This window comes from Bradyrhizobium sp. UFLA01-814, assembly GCF_046718885.1.
Lineage (GTDB): Bacteria > Pseudomonadota > Alphaproteobacteria > Rhizobiales > Xanthobacteraceae > Bradyrhizobium > Bradyrhizobium elkanii.
On record NZ_JAQOSR010000163.1, the window covers coordinates 1 to 20,451 of the forward strand.

Genomic DNA, 20,451 nt, shown 5'->3' on the forward strand with positions numbered 1-20,451 from the left:
CCAGCCAGCATGGTGAATCAGAAACACACTGATTTGGGAATCCCAAATCGATTCAACCTAAACCCATCCCGCTTTAGTCCCGATATCCACCGCCGCGGAGAGCGCTCCCTTTTCAAAGCGCGCGCCGGCCGCTACATCCGGCACATGCCGCTTCATCTCATCAAGCTCGCCGTCGGTTGCGACTCCGTCAAGGAACTCAAGGGCTGGGTTGCCGAACGGATGGCGACCGCGAAGAAAAAGGGCCTGCCGCTCCGTCACGTCCACATCACGCGGATGACGCCGAAGCGCGAGGAGGAGATCCTTGCCGGCGGCTCGCTCTATTGGGTGATCCGCGGCGAGATCGCCGCGCGCGAGAAGATCATCGCCATTGAGCCGTTCCGCGACAAGGACGGTATCGGCCGCTGCCGGCTGGTGATGCAGCCCAAGGTGATCGCGGTCTCGCCGCGGCCGATGCGGCCGTTCCAGGGCTGGCGCTACCTGACCGCGGACTCCGCGCCGGCCGATCTCACCAAGTCGAGCGCGGCCAGCGTGGCATCGATGCCCGAGCCGATGCGCCGCGAGTTGCGCGACCTCGGCTTGCTCTGAGCACGATGGCTGCCGCGAACTACTGCGGCTGTGTCACGAGGTGCAGCCGGCCCCATTCGGAGGCCGGGATCTCGACAAAGCGGCCGCCGCCCGCATTGCTGACGGCGACGTCGAGCAGTTCGTGATCGATCCCCATCTCGCCGAGATAGCGTCGGAACTGGTCGGTGAAGATTGAGGTCAGGCTCTCGCGGTGCTCGGCCGAGACGTTGGGCGCGAGCCGGTTGTGGATCGCCATGCCGCTCAGCACCACGCGGCTGCCCTCCGGCAGGCTGCGATGCACGCCGCCCGACAGCACCAGCAGGCAGGCGAAATCGCAGGCAATGCCGGACAGCTTCTCCTTCGCATCGAGCGGGCCGCCGGGCCGCTTGAGCGCGAAACATTCCTCCTCGGATTTTCCGGTGCAGGCCTCGACCTCGGTCGCCGCGACCGCGGCGTCGATGCCGCGATCGCGCAGGATGCGGCCGAGGCTGGAGGCGACGTTGAGGTTGGAATTCCCCCTGACGTTGATCACCACCGGCGGCTTGCGGCCGTTCTGCCGGTCGAGGATCGCCAGCAGGCGCTTATAGGTATCCCACTGCACGGCGCCCTCGGCGGCGATCCAGTCCGAGCAGCCCGGGCCACAGGCATCGGGCGCACCATGTGCGACATAGAAGATCATCGCGCCGGGCGCCGAATTGACCCCGCCGACCGGCGGCCGGGTCTGCGCCTGCGCGAGGCCTGCGGCCACGAGCGCGATGCCGAAAGCAATGCCTTGCCTGAAATAACCGCTCATTCCGATCGCCTGTGAAAGGCGCGATCATCCACGCGTCGGCCGCGCAGATGAGGCCGAGCCCTCATTACAGGCTCGAACCTCGTTTGCGCATGAACCGCATCACACTTTCCGGATCCTGCTTCAGACCGGGATGTTGTCGATCAGGCGCGTGCTGCCGAGCTTTGCCGCTACCAGCATCCGCATCGGGCCGTCCTTCAGCGAGCCGATCGGCGCCAGGGAGGCGGCGTGGCGCACTTCGAGATAATCGAGCACGAAGCCGGCCTTGGTGATCGCCGCGGCGCCGTCGGCCATTGCGGTCGCCGTATCCTCGCCGGCGCGCAGGCGGCCGGCCGTCTCCTTCATCACCCGATGAAGCTCGGGGGCGGCGCGCCGTTCCTCCGGGGAGAGGTAGACGTTGCGTGACGACATCGCGAGACCGTCGCGCTCGCGCACCGTCTTGGATCCGATCACCTTGACGCCGAGGTCGAGGTCCGCGGCCATCTGGGTGACGACCCGGAGCTGCTGAAAGTCCTTCTCGCCGAAGATCGCGAGGTCGGGCCGGACCTGGGTGAAGAGCTTGCCGACCACGGTGGCGACGCCGCCGAAGAAATGCGGCCGGAAGCGATCCTCGAGCCCGGCAGTGGCCGGCCCCTCGGGCACGATCCTGGTCGCGAAGCCGTCCGGGTACATCGCCTTCACCTCGGGGTGCCAGATCAGGTCGACGCCCTCGGCGGCGAGCTTGGCGACGTCGGCTTTCCAGGTGCGCGGATAGGAGCCGAAATCTTCGGTCGGCGCGAACTGGGTCGGGTTGACGAAGATCGAGACGACGACCCGCTTGGCGCGGCGCTTGGCGAGGCGCACCAGCGACACATGGCCGTCATGGAGCGCTCCCATGGTTGGGACCAGCGCGACGGTCGCCTTCTTGGCGCGCAGGGCGTCGACGGCGCGACGAAGGGCGGGGACGGTACGGACGACGGTGGGATTTCTCGGCATCTGGTCTCGGCTCGTGGGGCAATCCGGGTGGGGACGAATCTGGGTGGGACGGGCTGGCGTTCGGCAGGTGACGCAGCTTACCAAGTCCCAACCGCTATCGGCAAACCGCCGCGACAAGCCTTACCCGATCTCGGACGCGCGTGGATCACAGCTGCCGTGCCGCCGATCGACGCAGCAGTCTTGCTTGATCGACGCATCATTGAGCACGGCCGCAATTGATTTCCTGTCGCGGCGATGCATTTCACTTGACCGCAGCGGCGCGCGCTTTGAAGATCATTGCCGGGATTTGAATCATGTTGGTGCAGGCTCGTCAGGGTCAATCCGGCTCCGCACATGTCATCGTGCTGGGCAACGAGAAGGGTGGATCGGGAAAGTCGACCACCGCCCTGCATATCGCCGTCGCGCTGCTGAAGGCCGGGCAGCGCGTCGCCAGCATCGATCTCGACTGCCGCCAGCAGAGCTTCACCCGCTACATCAGCAATCGCCAGGCCTGGGCGCGACGCACCGGGCTCGACCTCGAACTCCCCGCCCACCACTGCATCAAGTACGGCGAGACGATGCAGATCGAGGAGAACGAGAACGCGGAATTCCAGCAGTTCATGGCCGCGGTGAGCGCGGTGGAACGCGCCTATGATTTCATCGTCATCGATACCCCGGGCGCCGACAGCTACCTGATGCGGCTCGCGCATTCGATGGCCGACACGCTGGTGACGCCGATCAACGACAGCTTCCTCGATTTCGACGTGCTCGGGACCGTCGATCCCGCGACCTACGCGGTGACCGGCGAGAGCCATTATGCGGAGATGGTGCGCGACACCAGGCGCGAGCGCCGCCAGCTCGACGGCGCCTCGACCGACTGGATCGTGGTGCGCAACCGCCTGTCGATGCTCGGTTCGCGCAACAAGCAGCTGGTCGCCGACGGCTTGAAGCAGCTGTCGCTGCAGCTCGGGTTCCGTTCGGTCGACGGCTTTGCCGAGCGGGTGGTCTATCGCGAATTCTTCCCGCGCGGGCTGACGGCGCTCGACGACATCGACGAGGCGACGCTCGGCACGCGCCCGAGCCTCGGCCACGTCACCGCCCGCGAGGAGGTGATGAGCTTGCTCCGCCAGCTGAAGCTGCCGCTGGACGAGCGCGGCCGCCGCCGGGCCGCCAACCGGGCCGAATGGTTCAGCCAGGTCGACAAGCCGCTGGAAGTCGACGACATCATCGGCAGCTAGGCCGTCAGGCCTCCCCAAGGGCGCAGGTTCCAGGGCGGCGGCCGTACAGGAGGTGACGATCGTCACTTCCGGGACGATGCAGAAGCGCGGTAGTCTTGCGGGGTTTTCGGCCACTCCGTCGCCAAAATGCCGGAACAAAGCTGGCCAGATCCGGTTTTCCCAAGCCAGTCGCGTTCTCGCTCCCGTCGGCTGGTCTTGAGGTATTATCGTGCCGCAGAGCCATGGCGCTAGAAGCGAATGCACAAAGGTTGTGTGCACCGCACAATGAACGTGCTGCGAAGTCCCAACTTTTAGACTTCCTGTCACAGCGCTGTGACATATATTCTCAAAAGGAGGCCGAAGAGTCTCCGGCCAAGAATAGCCCTGAAAAGGCGGGCACCTCGAGGACGTCATGAAGCGTGGAATTCTCGTTCTGCTTTCTCTCTCCGTGGTGATCACGGCGGCCTATTTCACCGCGAGCAAGTGGGCGATCCGTCACGAAACTCTCATGTTCAAGGACCCGACGCGCGATGAGCGGCCGGTCGCGGTCGACGTTGCCGTGCGCTTCGACAAGGAGATGCAGGCCGACGCTGGCATGATCACGCTGCCGGTTGCGATCCTCAACCATGGCAATACCGTCAAATTCACCGAATATTCCTTCCTCGCGAACGTGTTCGCGGCGCGCGGCTATCTGACCATCAGCATTCAGAACGACCTGCCGTCGGACGGACCGATGGTGACCAAGGTCGGCGAGCTCTATGTCGGCCGCCTGCCGCAGTACCAGCGCGGTATCACCAACATCAAGTTCGCGATCGAGGAGATGAAGAAGCGCCATCCGAACGCGGACTACAGCAAGCTGACGATGGTCGGCCATTCCAATGGCGGCGACATCGCGATGTATTTCGCCAAGCAGTATCCGGACGAGATCAAGAAGGTGGTGACGCTGGACAATCTGCGCGTGCCGTTCATGACCGACGGCAAGTTCAAGATTCTGTCGTTCCGTTCGCATGACTCGCAGTTCAAGCCGGATCCGGGTGTCGTTCCCGATGCCGACGAATGCGAGAAGGCCGGCATCACCGTGGTGAACACCAACTTCCAGCACAACGACATGCGTGACACCGGGCCCGATAAGGCCAAGGACTCGATCCAGGCCATGCTCGATAAATTCCTGGCCGATACCGACAGCGCTGTCGCGCCGGTCGACACCAGGAATGCGCCGCCGAAGATTCTGGAGCCCGGCCCCGTCTCGCTCTACGTGCCGGTCGAGAAACCTCAGACCTTGACCGACAAGCTCAAGAAGTCGCTCTCGCTGACCAAGACCGAGACGAAGAAGGATCCGTCGGTCACGAATTGACCGGGCGGCCCGGCACCCAGGCTGGCCCGTCACGTTGACCAATCCGCTGCCGCGGCCCACATAGTGTTTGCTGTACGAGGCAAGCGCTGATGGCCGGCAAGACGATCAAACCGACATCCGGAAGCGATGTACGCCCGACCCATGCGCCTGGCGTGCCGACATCAAGCGCGAACGACATCGCGGCATTCGTCGCCAAGGCGCGGGCGATGTCGCCGCATCGCGCCGGCGCCCGCGGCAGGCTGGTGTTCGCGCTCGACGCCACGATGAGCCGGCAGCCGACTTGGGACATGGCGTGCACGCTGCAGGCGGACATGTTCCGCGAGGCTGGCGCGCTCGGCAGTCTCGATATCCGCCTCGTCTATTATCGCGGCTTCAATGAGTGCCGTGCGTCGGGCTGGATCTCCGACAGCGCGCAGCTCGCGCGGCTGATGAGCAAGATCGATTGCCAGGGCGGCAATACCCAGATCGGCAAGGTGCTGTCCGAGACGCGTCGCGAGGCGGTCGAGGCGGGGGTGCGCGCGCTGGTGTTCGTCGGCGACGCGATGGAGGAGAGCGCCGACGATCTCTGCGCCAAAGCCGGCGAGCTCGGCCTGCTCAAGGTGCCGGTCTTCATGTTCCAGGAGGGGCACGACGTGACCGCCGAACAGACGTTTCGCGAGGTCGCGCGGCTGACCGGCGGTGCATGGTGCAGGTTCGATCCCGGCGCGGCCGCGCAGCTCCGCGAATTGCTGCGTGCCGCCGCAGCCTATGCCGCCGGCGGCCGCGAGGCCCTGCTGCAACTGGCCAAGACCGCGAGCGGCGCGGCGAAGCTGATCGGTCAGATGAAATAGCGCCGCGTCGCGTCAGGCTCCGCCTGATGCCGGTGAGACGAAGCTTCGCATGCTTTTTGCCGCCGGGCCGCCTATATTCCGGACATGCCAACCCTGATCGCTGGCGTCGTCGCCGTTGTCGTCATTTATTCCGCGCTGCAGATGTTTCGTGCGGCCAATCCCGCCGTGCTTGCGCGCGCGATCAAGATCGGTGGCGGGGTGCTCGCACTGGCGGTCGCGGCCTTTACCGGCGTGCGGGGCGAGCTGGCGGTGGCAATTCCGCTCGGCATCTTCGGCGCCGGACTGCTCGGCTGGTCGCCGTTCGGAAGCACCGGATTTCCCAATTTCGGCGGCATGTTCGGCGGTTCGCGCAGCCAGGGACAAAGCTCGCGGGTGCGCTCGCAATATCTCGATATGAGCCTCGATCACGGCAGCGGCGTGCTCAGGGGCCAGATCGTGGCCGGACCACAGGCCGGCCGCATGCTCGACGAGTTCGACCTGTCGCAGCTATTGGCGATGGTCCCGAGCTTCGACGCCGAGAGCGTTGCGCTACTTGAAAGCTATCTGGATCGCCGTTTTCCCGCCTGGCGTCAGGACGCACAGGGCGACCGGGCACGGGGGCAGGGCCGTGCGGCGTCGGGTGGCAAAATGACGAACGAGGAGGCCTATCAGATCCTTGGCCTGCAGCCGGGAGCGTCGCGCGACGATATCGGCCGGGCTCACCGTACCCTGATGAAGAAACTCCATCCCGACCAGGGGGGCTCGACGTACCTCGCGGCCCGTGTGAACGAGGCCAAGGATACTTTGCTTCGCACGCATCTCTAACTCCGGCTACGCTACCAACGCCACAGCCGAGAGCTGCCTTCCGTTTCTGATTGATGCCCCGTCTGGCCCGCCGCTGTCCGGCGTGGCCGATCGTTGTTTCGGGAAAATTTAACCGTAAAATCTTGACGAGAAGTTTCATGGTCGCGCCGCGCGCGGCCGGGCCGGCCGTTTTCGCGACGGCAAAAGCAAAACGGCCGGCGCTTGCGGCGCCGGCCGTTTGAAATCAGCTGATGCCGACGATCAGTTGCGAACGGTGATGCAGGAGATCTCGGCGCGCTTCAGCGTCTTGCAAGCCGCCTCGGCCTGATCGCGCTCAAGGCCGGCAAAGCGGGCGCGATAGAGCTTGCGATTATCCTTGGCGACCACCTCGGTGAACGGATCCGCCTTGCTGAGCAGGCCGCGGGCCGAGCTGCGCGCGAGGTCGATGCGCTTGTTGGCCTCGCCCTCGGACTCCAGCGCGCCAACCTGGATGATCCAGCCGGTGTGCGCGGCGCTCGGCCTTGCGGAGCTGGTCGGCGGAGCGGCCTGCAGGCCGCGGGTAGCGGGTTCGATCGACGCCACGGCCTGCGGCGCCGGGGCGGCGGGTGCATGGACGGCCGAGGCCGGCAGCACGCCGAGGATGCCGTTGCCGGTGCCGAAATTGGCCGGCTGCGGCGGCATTTCGGGCCTCGAGGTCTCGGCGGCCCGCGCCATCATCGCATTGGAGGTCTCGGGGACTTCGCCACGCGCGGGGATCGTGTTGGTGACCGGAGGCGCGGACTGCGCCGGGCCGGCCGCGGCGAGCTTGATCTGGCCGGCCTTGACCTGCACCGTCTTCACCTTGACCGGCTTCATCGGTTCAGCCGAGCCGGGGATCGCGGCGATCGGCTGGGTCTGGATCACGCCTGAGGTCAGCGGCGCCGGCTCGGGCTTGGCCTGCGGCTCCGGCTTGGCCGGGAGCGGCGGCAGCGCGGCGGCGGCCGCCGCCATCAGCGAGGGTTTGCTGGCCGGGCGCGGCGCCTGGATCGCGGCAGCTGCAGCGGCGGGCTCCGACGCGGCGACCGGCGAGGTGTCCGGCGCGCGCGCGTTATCCGCGTCGGCGACCTCGACATTGGCGTCGGCCGGATTGCGTTCGGTGATCGCGGCGGCGGTGCGGGTGGTCGCGGCCTTCCCGACGTTCTCTGCGAGCAGGTTGCGCATGATGGCGTCACGCGAGCCGCCGCTGCGGCCGCCGAGCACCACGCCGACCAGGAAGCGATTGCCGCGGCGCATCGAGGTCACGAGGTTGAAGCCGGAGGCGCGGGTGTAGCCGGTCTTGATACCGTCAACGCCCTCGACGTTGCCGAGCAGATGGTTGTGGTTGCGGATCGATTGGCCGCGGAAGTTAAACACCGAGGTCGAGAAGTAGCGGTAGTAGCGCGGGAAGCGATCCTGGATCGCGCGGCCGAGGGTCGATTGATCGCGCGCTGTCGTCACCTGTTCATCGTTGGGCAGGCCGGAGGCGTTGCGATAGACGGTCCGGCTCATGCCGAGCGCACGGGCCTTGCGGGTCATCATCCGGGCGAAATCGTCTTCGCTGCCGCCGATCGCCTCGGCGATCACGACCGCGGCGTCATTGGCCGAGCGGGTGACCAAGCCCTTGATGGCGTCTTCGACCTTGATGGTCGAGCCGGGCCGCAGGCCAAGCTTAGTCGGGTCCTGTTCGGAGGCGTGCTCGGACACCGGCATTTCGGTGTCGAGCTTCATCTTCCCGGAGTCGAGGCGCTCGAACAGCAGATAGAGCGTCATGATCTTGGTCAGCGAGGCGGGGTGGCGCAGACCGTCGGGACTGGTGGCGGTGAGCACCGAACCGGTGTTGCCGTCGACGATGATCGACGCGAATTGCGGGCTGTAGCTCTCGCGCGCTTCCTGGCTGTGGTGGTGACGGGCGTAGTGGCGCCGGTGACGGCGCGCCTCGGCGCTATCACTCGTGATCAGGATCGCCGTCGTGACGGTAACGAGCCCAAGAACGCCAACTCGCAGCGCCCGCGAGGAGGCCAAGGTTGTTCGAAGCATCTACTTCCCCGTCCCAATTTCTATCTAGATCACTGGCTCGTGAGGCGAAATTGTGCCCGGCGGCCATCGATCCTTGCCTGCGCAACAAACCACTTCGGGCAGAACCATCGGCCCACGTGGCGGCTCAGGTCGCTCTTCTAGCTAAGGTGTTGTTCACAAACAGCTTTCGAGGCTGCCTGTCGGAAGGCGAACAAAGTCCGGGAATCAGGTTAGGCGGACCGAGTTTCCAAAAGATTAAGCAACCGTTGCGTAGTCCCCCGGGGTTTATCGCAAATGCCGGAGATTCGGGGCTGTGTGATTGTGCGATGCACAATATTCATTGACTCTATTGTGCGATGCGATATGGCTATCGGCGTCAGGGGGCCGGGAGCTTCCCGGCAATGGGAATTTGCGCCTTCAAGTCTGGGAAAAGGAATTCCATCCATGGTCAAGATCGAAGACATTCAGAACTACGGCAAAGAGCATTTCGAGTCGGTCACCGCGTCGGCCAACAACCTGCAGAGCGGCGTTCAGGCCATCGCCACCGCCTATGGCGACTATGCCAAGAAGTCCTTTGAGGACACCAAGTCGTTCGTCGAGAAGCTGTCGGGCGTGAAGTCGCTGGACAAGGCGCTCGAGGCGCAGACCGAGTACCTGCGCTCGTCCTACGAGACCTTCGTTGCGGAATCGCAGAAGATCGCCGGCCTGTACAGCGACTGCGCCAAGCAGACCTTCAAGCCCTATGAGGGCCTGGTCTCCAAGTTCGCGCCGGCCGCTCAGTAAGCGACCAGGACAAACGAAAAGCCCGGCCGTTTGGCCGGGCTTTTTTGTTGTGCCTGAAGCGGGCAGCTATTTCGCCAGCCGCAGCTTGCTGAGGGCGGTTCCGATCGTGTTGAACGTCGTCAGGATCTGGGTCGAACTGGTCAGCATGAAGAATTTGTCGGGCGTGCTGGCGCAGTTCTTCAGGACGGTTGAGGTCGGATCGGCGGGCGAGTGCGTGTTCACCTGGATCGTATAGATCGTGTACAGCGGCTGGCCGCTGGAGTCCTTCGCGGCCTGCAGGTTCTGGCACAGCAGGGACTGCCTGGCGTCGATCGGGTTGCCGGAAGCCTGCGTGCGGCCGTCGCCGTATTCGGGCCAGCGGTCCTCGGTGTTCAGACCGTCGGACAGGAGAATGATGACCCGGTTGTAGGTCGTGTTGGAGTCCTCCGCCGGGGTGTTCAACGGGCCGCCCACCAGCAGCGACTGCCATGCCCACGCCAGGCCGACCGCCTGGTTGGTGCCGCCGGTCGGCTGCATCGCGTTGACCGCATTCTTGAGCGCGGTCCAGTTGTAGCTCAGCGGAATGATCGGCTCGAGCTGCGGCGAGGAGTTGCTGCTGCAGTAGGAGTAGCCGTTCTCAAACAACTCGTTGGCCGGGAACAGCGTGGTGGCGTCGGATGACGCCGGCAGCACGCCGGTCGCATCGTTCGGCTGGGTGCGGTCGGCGATGCAGCCCGTCCAGTTGCCGATCGGGTTGGTGGACGCTTGCCGCCAGTCGTTCTTCACGGTGGGGATCTGGTTGGTCGAGGTCCATTGATTGTTGGTCCATCCGACTACGGCGCTGACCCGGGGCTGGCCCTGGTTGTCGGCCGTATCGTTGGGGCCGGGCTGCGTCCAGTCGTGGGTGTACAGCTTGCCGGTGCATTGATAGACGCCGCCGGAGGTGCCGCAACTGCAGCCGGAGACATCGTTACCGGAAGAATTCTTCGGACAGCTGCACGACGTCGAGCCGCTGCAGAATACGCCGGTGCCGACCTGCGTGCTCACCCAGCAGCCGTTGTAGCGCGTGTAGGAGTTCGCATCGACGCTGGGGCAGATGTAGCCTGAATAGGTCCCGCTCGAGGGGATGTAGTTCGCGTTGCCGGTATTGGTCGGGCTCTTCTGGCAGGTGAAGCCGCCGTTGTTGCTGGTCCACGGGCATCGCGCACCGGGTCCGACCGCGTGCCAGTTCATCGGCAGACTTGCCTGCATGGTGCCGTTGGCGGGCTGCGTGGTCGGGGGATTGAGCCAGTCGGTCCAGTCGATCCAGCTCTGGCCGACATTGCTGCTGCCGACATTGACGACCTTCTCGAACGGAATGATGGAGATATAGACGTCACCATTGTTCTTGCTCAGCGCGCTGAGCTGGTCGATCAGTCCGCCGGTTCCGGCCACCGCGTTGCGCAGCGCGGTGATCTTGTTGTCGTCCGACATCGATCCCGTGTTGTCGAGGGCGAGGGCGACGCGCATCTTGACGTTGCCCCAGGTGGTGGTCGTCGAGCTCTTGAAACCCAGCGTCGGAAAACCGGCCAGCTGCATGAAATCGGATTTGATGTGGCCGGATCCGCCCAGCAGGATGGTGGCCGCCGCGCTTGAGGTCGGGGTGGTGTAGTTGGCCGTGACGGAAATGCCCTGGCCGTCCTTGTTGGTGTAAAGTGCGGTGAAATAGGTCTGCGCCTTGCTCGGGATATCCGCAGCCGTGATGTTGCCCATGGTCAGATCCTTGGACAGCATCAGCGCGGCCGAATCGAGCGCCGCCTGCATCGCGGAGCGGGCGTTGTTGGCGCGGGTATAGTCGATCGCGGCTCCCACGAAAGCGAGGAGCGGCAGCATTGCGAAGGTGAAGATCACCGCGACATTGCCGCTATTTGCCCTGGAAAACCGGCGAGCAACCGCGCAGACGCGATCGGAAATGGCTGAACCAAGCATGGCACTCTCGTCGAAATGAATTGCGGTGGCATCTCGACCGGCGCCGCTAAACAGATGGTGAATCGGGCGCGGGAAACCCGGCAGGGTGGCGCGGGGGAGGCTCAAAAGCCGGGCAAAAGCGCTGGCTATCCTCAATGACGTCTAAATTGGCCGCCCGACTCCTTTGTCAAATCAGGCAGAAATGATTAACCTTCCGAGGGTTGCCGCGCCGGGAATCGGACCGGTGGGCCGCGCCGGGTCCGCGCTTGCGGCAGGACCTCGCGAGGCCCATATTCGGGAGGTCGATCCGGCCGCCGGATCGGACCGGGAGCGGCAATCTGGAAAGCATTGCTGGGGGTTCCGCGATCAGTCTTGCGGCAGTCGCGACCACCATCCAATTGCCATCCGGTTTCCCGCCATCCGGTTTCCCTTGGGGAATTCGAACGCCTGAGCCATGTTGCGATCCACGTTGACAGTCCCGATTTCCGAGCCGGTTTCGTCGATGCCGGCGGTGGCCGCCGCGCCGGCGCCGAAAATGAACAATGATGACAACCGCAATGGGACGGGCAGCGGCCCGTCGACCTCGGTCATCACCAAGGTCAAGCCGAAGACCAAGCGCCCGAACCTGTACCGCGTCCTGATCCTGAACGACGACTACACGCCGATGGAGTTCGTCGTTCACGTGCTGGAACGATTCTTCAACAAGGACGCCGAGGCGGCGACCAAGATCATGCTGCACGTTCACCACCACGGGATCGGCGAGTGCGGCGTTTTTACCTACGAGATCGCCGAGACCAAAGTGACGCAAGTCATGGACTTCGCGCGCAAGCATCAGCATCCACTGCAATGCGTGATGGAAAAGAAATAGCTCGCTGGAACGACTGACCCGCCGCGGGGCGCGGAACGGGTCTTGCATCGCGGTTTTTGATGGTGGTGAACGGCGTTCCCGTACGATCACGGGGCCCGCCGCGCGACGCCCCGATGCCCCGAATTTAGAAGAAAACCATCATCGCGGGACCGGTCTTTCGCCACGATCCGTCGTAACTATATCAAAGGCGATCACGAAGGTTGTTATTGCCTGACCCGGTAATGGCGATCATGATGGCAGGGGGCCATAGAGGACGCGAATGCCAACTTTTTCCCAAAGCCTTGAACAATCGCTGCACCGTGCATTGGCGATCGCAAACGAGCGTCACCATCAATACGCGACGCTCGAACATCTGCTGCTGTCGCTGATCGATGACTCGGATGCGGCGGCTGTGATGCGGGCCTGCAGCGTCGATCTCGACAAGCTCAGGACGAGCCTCGTTAATTATCTCGAGACCGAATTCGAAAACCTGGTGACTGACGGCGCCGATGACGCGAAGCCGACCGCCGGGTTCCAGCGCGTGATCCAGCGCGCGGTGATTCACGTCCAGTCGTCCGGTCGCGAGGAAGTGACCGGCGCCAACGTCCTGATCGCGATCTTCGCCGAGCGCGAGAGCCATGCCGCGTACTTCCTGCAGGAGCAGGACATGACGCGCTACGACGCTGTCAACTACATCAGCCACGGCATCGCCAAGCGGCCCGGCGTGTCCGAGGCGCGGCCGGTGCGCGGCGTCGACGAGGAAACCGAGACCAAGGGCAACGAGGACGCCAAGAAGAAGGGCGAGGCGCTCGAGACCTATTGCGTCAACCTCAACAAGAAGGCGCGCGACGGCAAGATCGATCCGGTGATCGGCCGCAATGCCGAGATCAACCGTGCGATCCAGGTCTTGTGCCGCCGCCAGAAGAACAACCCGCTGTTCGTCGGCGAAGCCGGTGTCGGCAAGACCGCGATCGCCGAAGGCCTCGCCAAGCGCATCGTCGACAGCGACGTGCCGGAAGTGCTGGCGGCCGCGACCGTGTTCTCGCTCGACATGGGCACGCTGCTCGCGGGCACCCGCTATCGCGGCGATTTCGAGGAGCGGCTCAAGCAGGTCCTGAAGGAGCTGGAGGCGCATCCGAACGCCATCCTGTTCATCGACGAGATCCACACCGTGATCGGCGCCGGCGCCACCTCCGGCGGCGCGATGGATGCGTCCAATCTGCTGAAGCCCGCGCTGGCTTCGGGCACGATCCGTTGCATGGGCTCGACCACCTACAAGGAATACCGTCAGCACTTCGAGAAGGACCGCGCGCTAGTGCGGCGCTTCCAGAAGATCGACGTCAACGAGCCGACGGTGGAAGACGCGATCGCGATCCTCAAGGGCTTGAAGCCCTATTTCGAGGATTACCATCGGCTGAAATACACCAATGAGGCGATCGAGGCGGCGGTGCAGCTGTCGTCGCGCTACATCCACGACCGCAAGCTGCCCGACAAGGCGATCGACGTGATCGACGAGTCCGGCGCGGCGCAGATGCTGGTCGCCGAGAGCAAGCGCAAGAAGACGATCGGCATCAAGGAGATCGAAACCACGATCGCGACCATGGCGCGGATCCCGCCGAAGAGCGTGTCGAAGGACGATGCCGAGGTGCTGAAGCATCTCGAGCAGACCCTGAAGCGCACGGTGTTCGGCCAGGACAAGGCGATCGAGTCGCTGGCAGCGTCGATCAAGCTGGCGCGAGCCGGCCTGCGCGAGCCGGAGAAGCCGATCGGCAGCTATTTGTTCTCGGGTCCGACCGGCGTCGGCAAGACCGAGGTGGCCAAGCAACTCGCGGCGTCGCTCGGTGTCGAGCTGCTGCGCTTCGACATGTCCGAATACATGGAGCGGCACACCGTGTCGCGCCTGATCGGCGCGCCTCCCGGCTATGTCGGCTTCGACCAGGGCGGCCTGCTCACCGATGGCGTGGATCAGCATCCGCATTGCGTGGTGCTGCTCGACGAGATCGAGAAGGCGCACCCGGATCTCTACAACGTGCTGCTGCAGATCATGGATCATGGCCGGCTCACCGACCACAACGGCAAGCAGGTCAACTTCCGCAACGTGATCCTGATCATGACCACGAATGCCGGGGCGGCCGATCTTGCGCGGCAGGCCTTCGGCTTCACTCGCTCGAAGCGGGAAGGCGACGATCACGAGGCGATCAATCGCCAGTTCGCACCGGAGTTCCGCAACCGGCTGGATGCGATCGTCTCCTTCGCGCACCTCAATGCGGAGGTGATCGGCATGGTGGTCGAGAAGTTCGTGCTTCAGCTCGAGGCGCAACTCGCCGACCGCGACGTCACGATCGAGCTGTCCGAGCCTGCAAAGGCCTGGCTGATCGAGCACGGCTATGACGAGCAGATGGGCGCACGTCCGATGGCGCGCATCATCCAGGAGCACATCAAGAAGCCGCTCGCGGATGAGGTGCTGTTCGGTCAGCTCAAGGGCGGCGGGCACGTCCGCGTCATCCTGGTCAAGGACGAGGCGACCGCCAAGGACAAGATCGGCTTCGAATATGTCGAGGGCCCGGTCACGCCGAAGCCCGAGAACCTGCCGCCGCGCAAGCGCAAGCCGCCGAAGGGCGGTCCCAACGGCGGCGGAGGCGGCACCAAGGGGCCGGCCTCAAAGGGGCCGATGGTCAAGGTCTGAGGCACGAGCGAACAACCAAACGAAAAGGCCGGCTGAGGACAGCCGGCCTTTTTGTTTGCGGCGGTGGAGGGCCTCGATGCGATCCGCATTGTATGCGGCGTCACTCGCCCTTCAGGCGCTGGCCCTCATGGACCCGGACCTGATCGGCGCCGCGGCGGCCGGCCGAGGACAGTCGCAGCGTGCTGAGCACAGCGCCCACGACGGCAAAGCCGACGCCGACCATCAGCGAGATCCGGGTGCCGTCAGCCGGATAGCGTGCCAGCAAGAGTGCCACCAGCGCGGCGCCGATGGTCTGTCCGAGCAGGCGCGCGGTCCCTAGCATGCCGCTGGCGCCGCCCGAGCGCTCGCGCGGGGCGGCGGCGATCATGGTGCGGTTGTTTGGGGTCTGAAACAGGCCGAAGCCGGCGCCGGCGAGCGCCATGCGCCAGATCACGTCGATCGGCGCGGCGTTGGCCGGCATCAAGGCCAGCGTGCCCAATCCGGTCGCGAACAGCAGCAGGCCGATGCCGCCGAGCAGGCCGGCCGGATAACGTTCCACCAGCCAGCCCGCGAGCGGGGCGGCGAACGCGACCGCGATCGGCCAGGGCGTGATCAACAGGCCGATCTGAACCGCCGAATATCCGAAATGGTTCTCGAGATAGAACGGCATCGCGACAAAGGCCAGCATCTGACCGCAGAACGAGGCGATCGAGGTGCCGATCGAGAGCGCGAAGATCGGAATTCGTAGCAGGTCGACGGGCAGCAGCGGCGAGGGCAGATGCTGCTGCCGCCGGTACAGCAAATGCGAGGCGACCGCGGCGACGGCGAACTCCAATGCGCAGAGATACAGCGCCCCGCCGTGGCCGGCGCTGTCGATCGCGCTGATGCCGAACCCGAACGCGATGGCGCTCATCGCGGCGCTCTGCCAGTCGAAGGCGTGAACCGCCGGCCTGGTGTGGGGCAGGAAGCGCCAGCCCAGCGCCAGCGTGACGATGCCGAGCGGGACATTGATGGCGAACAGGTACGGCCAGGTCCCGACCGCCAGGATGAACGAGGCGATGGTCGGGCCGACCGCGGCCGAGATCGCGACCACCAGCGCGTTGACGCCGATGCCGCGGCCAAGCTGCGAATGCGGGTAGATGAAGCGGACCAGCGCGGTGTTGACGCTGAGGATTCCGGCAGCGCCAAACCCCTGCAGGATGCGGGCGACCGTCAGCAGCGGCAGCGTATGCGACAGCGCGCAGAACAGCGAGGCCAGCGTGAACAGCAACAGCCCCGCCAGATAGACGCGGCGATAGCCGATGATTTCGCCGAGCGAGGCCAGCGGCAGCAGCGAGATCGTGATCGCCAATTGATAGCCGTTGACGATCCAGATCGAGAACGCGGGGCTGGCGTTCAGATCCCGGGCAATGGTCGGCAGCGCAACATTGGCGATCGAGCCGTCGACGACGGCCATCACGAGGCCGAGCGCGATCGTGAGAATGGCCCAATTGCGCTGCGGCTGCGGCAGCCCGTCGGGATGCTCGATGATCGCGGACGACATGTCGTGGAGTGGCTCTCGGGTTCCGGCGTTGCGGGGATTACCGCATGCTGGATTAGCCCGACCTTTGCAACCCCGAATGCCGGATGCCGGCCGCGACGGAAACGAGGGCTACCAGCCGAGCTGGCTCAGCCCTGGCCGAGCAAATCGTTGATGCGCCGCTGCAGCTGCCGCTTCTTGATCTCGCTGCGGCGGACCCGCTCGTCGAGATCGCTGACCGGTGTGTCCGAGGTCATGATCCGGAAGGCGAGGCCGACCTTGTTCGCCTGGCGCCAGATCAGGCGGGCCAGGAACGAGCGGCCCTTGCGTGCGACGCTGAGATTGATCTCTTCGGGAAGATGCACAGCATCGCCAAATTCAACGCAGGCACCGCCTTCGCTGATATTGCGAACGACGCAATCCATCGTCGAGCCGCGTTCATTGATCTCCGCTACCGCACCGTAAAACACCTTGTCGCGTACGCTCTGGCGCCGGTCCTGCATGGGAAATCCTCCAAATGAACGGCACGACTGTACCGGTCCGCCTCAGCGAAAAGAAGGGCGCCGGGGGAACCCGTTGCAGTTAGTGTAAATATTTGCATCCGTGAGGGCGTGGATTCCCGGCTATTTTGCGCCGCAAGAGGCCCTCGGTTTCGCGCGAAAACGCTTTAGTTCGGCAGCCGGCTTTGCCGCCAGTCGCGCGGCGACAGGCCGTAATGGTCGCGGAACACGCGGCCGAAATGCGAGAGATCGTTAAAGCCCCAGGCGAATGCGATCTCGCCGATGTGGCGATGCGCGTGCGCCGGCGAGGCGAGGTCGCGCTTGCAGCGCTCCAGCCGCTGCGCCAGCACGAAGCGCTGGAACGAGGTGTCCTCGTCGGCCAGCAGGCTGTTGACGTAGCGCGGCGAGATGCCGAGCGCGGCGGCGGTTTCGGCGAGACCGAGCTCGGGGTTCGGCAGATGCGCGAGCACATGCGCCTTCAGGCGGTAGAGCAGCGCGGAGCGGTGGGTCGAGGCGGGCAGCGCGGCGCCGCCGAGCCGCTCGCTCATCGCCATCGCGAGCAGGTCGGCAGCCTGGTCGGCGAGGCGGATCGCGTTGTCAGGATCGAGCTTGTCGGCGATCTCCGAGAGCCCCGCGATGAACTGCCAGGCGAGCCGCTGCACGGGACGATCCGATGTGAACGTGGTCGCAGTTAGGCCCTGGGTGCCGGCGAAGCGCCGGTGCAGCATGGCGCGCGGCACCTGGAAGATGGTCTGCGTGAAGTCGGCGTTGAAGCGCAATTCATAGGGCCGGGTGGTGTCGTAGAATGCGAATTCGCCCGGCTGGATCACGGTCTCGCGGCCGTCCTGCAGCACGGCGCCCGCGCCGCTCCGGCCGAGCGCGAACAGCACAAAATCCTCGCTGGCGCGTGCGATCCGCGACGGCGTGCGCAGCACGCGCTGTTGGCTCGACGAGACAACGGAGCATTTCACCGCGCCCAGCTGCGCGCTGGTGATGGCGCCGTGGAAGGCGGTGCCGAGATCGGACTTGCAGTCGAGCTGCACGAAGACGTCGCAGACGATGTCCTGCCAGAGCGCAAGGCGCCGATGGGTGGGCGCGTCTTCCGTGGTGAACAGGGCCGGCATGATTTCCTCCCTTCACGAGTGCAAACGCTGGCCACGCAAACAAAGCAAGCTTCGTACCGGGGGCGGAATCTCCTCCGCAGTCGAATTTTCCTTCCGTCCTGGTCGAACGGCGTGCCCGGTCCCGGGGCAGCATGATGTCAGAGGCCGCCATGGCCGATCAAGTACGAACCGGCCGGAAGCGTCGGCCGCGAGGAGGACATCATGGGCATCGAACATCCGAAATACCGCGTTGCGGTGGTGCAGGCCGCACCTGCCTGGCTCGACCTCGACGCCTCCATCGCCAAGTCCATCGCGCTGATCGAGGAGGCCGCCGCCAAAGGGGCGAAGCTGATCGCGTTCCCCGAGGCCTTCATCCCCGGCTATCCCTGGTACATCTGGCTGGACTCGCCGGCCTGGGCGATCGGGCGCGGCTTCGTGCAGCGCTATTTCGACAACTCGCTGAGCTACGACAGCCCGCAGGCCGAGCAACTGCGGCTTGCGGTGAAGAAGGCCGGCATGACCGCGGTGCTCGGCCTGTCCGAGCGCGACGGCGGCAGCCTCTACCTTGCGCAATGGCTGATCGGGCCCGACGGCGAGACCATCGCGAAGCGGCGCAAGCTGCGGCCGACCCATGCCGAGCGCACCGTCTATGGCGAGGGCGACGGCAGCGACCTTGCGGTGCATGACCGCCCCGGCATCGGCCGGCTCGGCGCGCTGTGCTGCTGGGAGCACCTGCAGCCGCTGTCGAAATACGCCATGTACGCCCAGAACGAGCAGGTCCATGTCGCGGCCTGGCCGAGCTTCTCGCTGTACGATCCGTTCGCGCCGGCGCTCGGCTGGGAGGTCAACAACGCGGCCTCGCGGGTCTATGCGGTCGAGGGCTCGTGCTTCGTGCTGGCGCCCTGCGCCACGGTCTCGCAGGCGATGGTCGACGAGATGTGCGACCGCGACGACAAGCACGCGCTGCTGCATGTCGGCGGCGGACACGCCGCGATCTACGGGCCGGACGGCAGCTCGATCGCCGAGAAGCTGCCGCCCGAGCAGGAGGGGCTGTTGCTCGCCGATATCGATCTCGGCGCGATCGGGATCGCCAAGAACGCCGCCGATCCGGCCGGGCACTATTCGCGCCCCGATGTCACGCGTCTGCTGCTGAACAAGAAGCCCTCGAAGCGCGTCGAGCATTTCGCGCTGCCGCTCGACAGCCTTGAGGAGATCGACGCGGCCGCGAGCTGAACGCACGACATCCAACCGGAGGCGACTGTCATGGAATCCGCGATTCCCTTCCATCTGCAGACGGCGCGGTCGCGTCATCGTCGCGTACCGGACGATTACGCGCCGCCTTATCCGTCCTTCGTTGCACGCCACAAGCCCGCGGTCGCACGCGTGATCATGGCCTATTTCGGTGTGCAATATCGCGGCGAGCCGACCGCCGCCGTGACCGCGGCGCTGGCGCAGATCGCAACGCGCTTTGCCAGGGAAAACGGTCCGACGCATTGGGATCGTGCGCAATATGTCGACCAGGCCGGCTTCACCAACGTCGTCTCGGTTGCCTATTGGGACGATGCCGGGCGTTTCGACGCCTGGTTCGACGGCGCGCGCGAGGCCTGGACCGGCAGCGGCGCCACTGAGGGCGTCGGCCGCTTCATCGAGGTGCTGCGGCCGCATGTGGCGCGCTACGAGACGCTGTTCTCGTCGCTCGGCCGTCCGGAGGGTGTCGCGGTGCTCGCCGACGGCATGAGCGGCGAGGTGCAGGAGCACGCCTATTGGGGCGGCATGCGCGACCGTATCCCGCTGTCGCAGACCGACGCGATGACGCCAGGCGGCGAGCCGCGCGTGATCCGCGACGGCGACCGCATCCGCGTGATCGCGCTTGACAATCTCTGCCTGATCCGCTCTGGACAGGACTGGAGCGACACCGAAGCATCGGAACGCAAGATGTATCTCGACGATGTTGAGCCGGTGCTGCGCGAGGGCATGGATTTCCTGCGCGACGATGGCGTGCCGATCGGCTGCTACGCCAACCGCTACATGCGCGTTGTCGATGCCGAGGGCAGGCCGACCGAAAAGTCCTACGGCCAGAGCTGGTGGAAGAGCCTCGCGGCGCTGGAGCGCTGGGCGGAATCGCACCCGACTCATGTCCGGATTTTTGGCGCGGCGATGAAGTATCTCTCGACCTTGGGCCCGAACGCCAAGCTCAGGCTGTATCACGAGGTCACCGTGGCAGCCGCCGACGAGCAGTTCTTCGAATATCTCGGCTGCCACGAACGGACCGGCATGCTCACCGCCGTACAGGTCTCCGCGGATCAGCCGAGTTGAGTTAGCCCTAAGAGACGGCCGTGAGAGGTAGCTTCGTCATGACCGGGCTTGTCCGCGTCCATGATTGACAAGAAGCGAGAGTGAGCATTACGCCTCCGCTTGTCGTCCCCCGGCTTGACCGGGGGACCCAGTACGCCGCGGCTTCTCCGTGATGACTGGTGTCTCTGGAATACTGGATCGCCCGGTCAAGTGTTTAGCCCGGACAGATCACTGACGGGTGTTCGGAGACATAGCTGACACATCAACCTTGGCTGGATTGGTCCGAT

At 65.0% G+C, this 20,451-nt stretch carries 17 protein-coding genes; 10 read left to right on the top strand and 7 right to left on the bottom strand.

Annotated features, from left to right (window positions below):
• Positions 1-144: 144 nt before the first annotated feature.
• Entirely contained in the window at positions 145-585 is a 441-nt protein-coding gene (locus PMN64_RS34520; RefSeq protein ID WP_028336418.1) for a DUF1489 family protein, read from the top strand.
• A gap of 19 nt (positions 586-604) precedes the next feature.
• Here the strand turns inward: PMN64_RS34520 and PMN64_RS34525 are convergent, their stop codons facing one another.
• Positions 605-1,357, bottom strand: coding sequence for a hypothetical protein (locus PMN64_RS34525; RefSeq protein WP_411783942.1), 753 nt, complete (start codon positions 1,355-1,357; stop codon positions 605-607).
• Positions 1,358-1,477: 120 nt separating this feature from the next.
• Positions 1,478-2,329, bottom strand: a complete 852-nt coding sequence (gene panC / locus PMN64_RS34530; RefSeq protein WP_028343359.1) for a pantoate--beta-alanine ligase — start codon at positions 2,327-2,329, stop codon at positions 1,478-1,480.
• A gap of 293 nt (positions 2,330-2,622) precedes the next feature.
• Between panC and PMN64_RS34535 the strand changes: the two genes are divergently transcribed.
• The 4 genes from PMN64_RS34535 (at position 2,623) to PMN64_RS34550 (ending at position 6,513) form a co-directional block, all read left to right on the top strand.
• Entirely contained in the window at positions 2,623-3,546 is a 924-nt protein-coding gene (locus PMN64_RS34535; RefSeq protein ID WP_411783943.1) for a division plane positioning ATPase MipZ, read from the top strand.
• 391 nt (positions 3,547-3,937) lie between these two features.
• Positions 3,938-4,879, top strand: a complete 942-nt coding sequence (locus tag PMN64_RS34540) for an alpha/beta hydrolase (RefSeq protein WP_304495681.1) — start codon at positions 3,938-3,940, stop codon at positions 4,877-4,879.
• Positions 4,880-4,968: 89 nt separating this feature from the next.
• Positions 4,969-5,709, top strand: coding sequence for a VWA domain-containing protein (locus tag PMN64_RS34545; RefSeq protein ID WP_304495680.1), 741 nt, complete (start codon positions 4,969-4,971; stop codon positions 5,707-5,709).
• A gap of 84 nt (positions 5,710-5,793) precedes the next feature.
• Complete coding sequence (locus tag PMN64_RS34550) at positions 5,794-6,513, top strand: DnaJ domain-containing protein (RefSeq protein ID WP_411783944.1); 720 nt, start codon at positions 5,794-5,796, stop codon at positions 6,511-6,513.
• Positions 6,514-6,753: 240 nt separating this feature from the next.
• Here PMN64_RS34550 and PMN64_RS34555 read toward each other — a convergent pair whose 3' ends face one another.
• The gene (locus PMN64_RS34555) at positions 6,754-8,547 is read right to left on the bottom strand and encodes a serine hydrolase (RefSeq protein ID WP_411783945.1); all 1,794 of its coding nucleotides are present in this window, start codon (positions 8,545-8,547) and stop codon (positions 6,754-6,756) included.
• A gap of 423 nt (positions 8,548-8,970) precedes the next feature.
• Here PMN64_RS34555 and PMN64_RS34560 point away from each other — a divergent pair, with 423 nt between their 5' ends.
• The gene (locus PMN64_RS34560; RefSeq protein WP_016844841.1) at positions 8,971-9,309 is read left to right on the top strand and encodes a phasin family protein; all 339 of its coding nucleotides are present in this window, start codon (positions 8,971-8,973) and stop codon (positions 9,307-9,309) included.
• Between the two features lie 66 nt (positions 9,310-9,375).
• Here PMN64_RS34560 and PMN64_RS34565 read toward each other — a convergent pair whose 3' ends face one another.
• The gene (locus PMN64_RS34565; protein ID WP_411783946.1) at positions 9,376-11,256 is read right to left on the bottom strand and encodes a pilus assembly protein TadG-related protein; all 1,881 of its coding nucleotides are present in this window, start codon (positions 11,254-11,256) and stop codon (positions 9,376-9,378) included.
• A gap of 514 nt (positions 11,257-11,770) precedes the next feature.
• On the opposite strand from PMN64_RS34565, the gene clpS reads away from it, so the two are divergent.
• Positions 11,771-12,103 (top strand): ATP-dependent Clp protease adapter ClpS, encoded by a 333-nt coding sequence (gene clpS, locus PMN64_RS34570; RefSeq protein ID WP_028343354.1) that lies wholly within the window; start codon positions 11,771-11,773, stop codon positions 12,101-12,103.
• Positions 12,104-12,362: 259 nt separating this feature from the next.
• Positions 12,363-14,768 (top strand): ATP-dependent Clp protease ATP-binding subunit ClpA, encoded by a 2,406-nt coding sequence (clpA, locus tag PMN64_RS34575; protein WP_028336408.1) that lies wholly within the window; start codon positions 12,363-12,365, stop codon positions 14,766-14,768.
• A 100-nt stretch (positions 14,769-14,868) separates the two neighbouring features.
• Here clpA and PMN64_RS34580 read toward each other — a convergent pair whose 3' ends face one another.
• The 3 genes from PMN64_RS34580 to PMN64_RS34590 form a co-directional block, all read right to left on the bottom strand.
• Positions 14,869-16,290, bottom strand: a complete 1,422-nt coding sequence (locus PMN64_RS34580) for an MFS transporter (protein WP_411783947.1) — start codon at positions 16,288-16,290, stop codon at positions 14,869-14,871.
• Positions 16,291-16,415: 125 nt separating this feature from the next.
• On the bottom strand, positions 16,416-16,769 hold the full coding sequence (locus tag PMN64_RS34585; RefSeq protein ID WP_411783948.1) for a PilZ domain-containing protein: 354 nt from the start codon (positions 16,767-16,769) through the stop codon (positions 16,416-16,418).
• A gap of 164 nt (positions 16,770-16,933) precedes the next feature.
• Positions 16,934-17,890, bottom strand: coding sequence for a helix-turn-helix domain-containing protein (locus tag PMN64_RS34590; RefSeq protein WP_411783949.1), 957 nt, complete (start codon positions 17,888-17,890; stop codon positions 16,934-16,936).
• 201 nt (positions 17,891-18,091) lie between these two features.
• Between PMN64_RS34590 and PMN64_RS34595 the strand changes: the two genes are divergently transcribed.
• Complete coding sequence (locus tag PMN64_RS34595; protein ID WP_411783950.1) at positions 18,092-19,102, top strand: carbon-nitrogen hydrolase family protein; 1,011 nt, start codon at positions 18,092-18,094, stop codon at positions 19,100-19,102.
• Positions 19,103-19,132: 30 nt separating this feature from the next.
• Positions 19,133-20,185, top strand: a complete 1,053-nt coding sequence (locus PMN64_RS34600) for a phenylacetaldoxime dehydratase family protein (protein ID WP_411783951.1) — start codon at positions 19,133-19,135, stop codon at positions 20,183-20,185.
• Positions 20,186-20,451 lie beyond the last annotated feature (266 nt).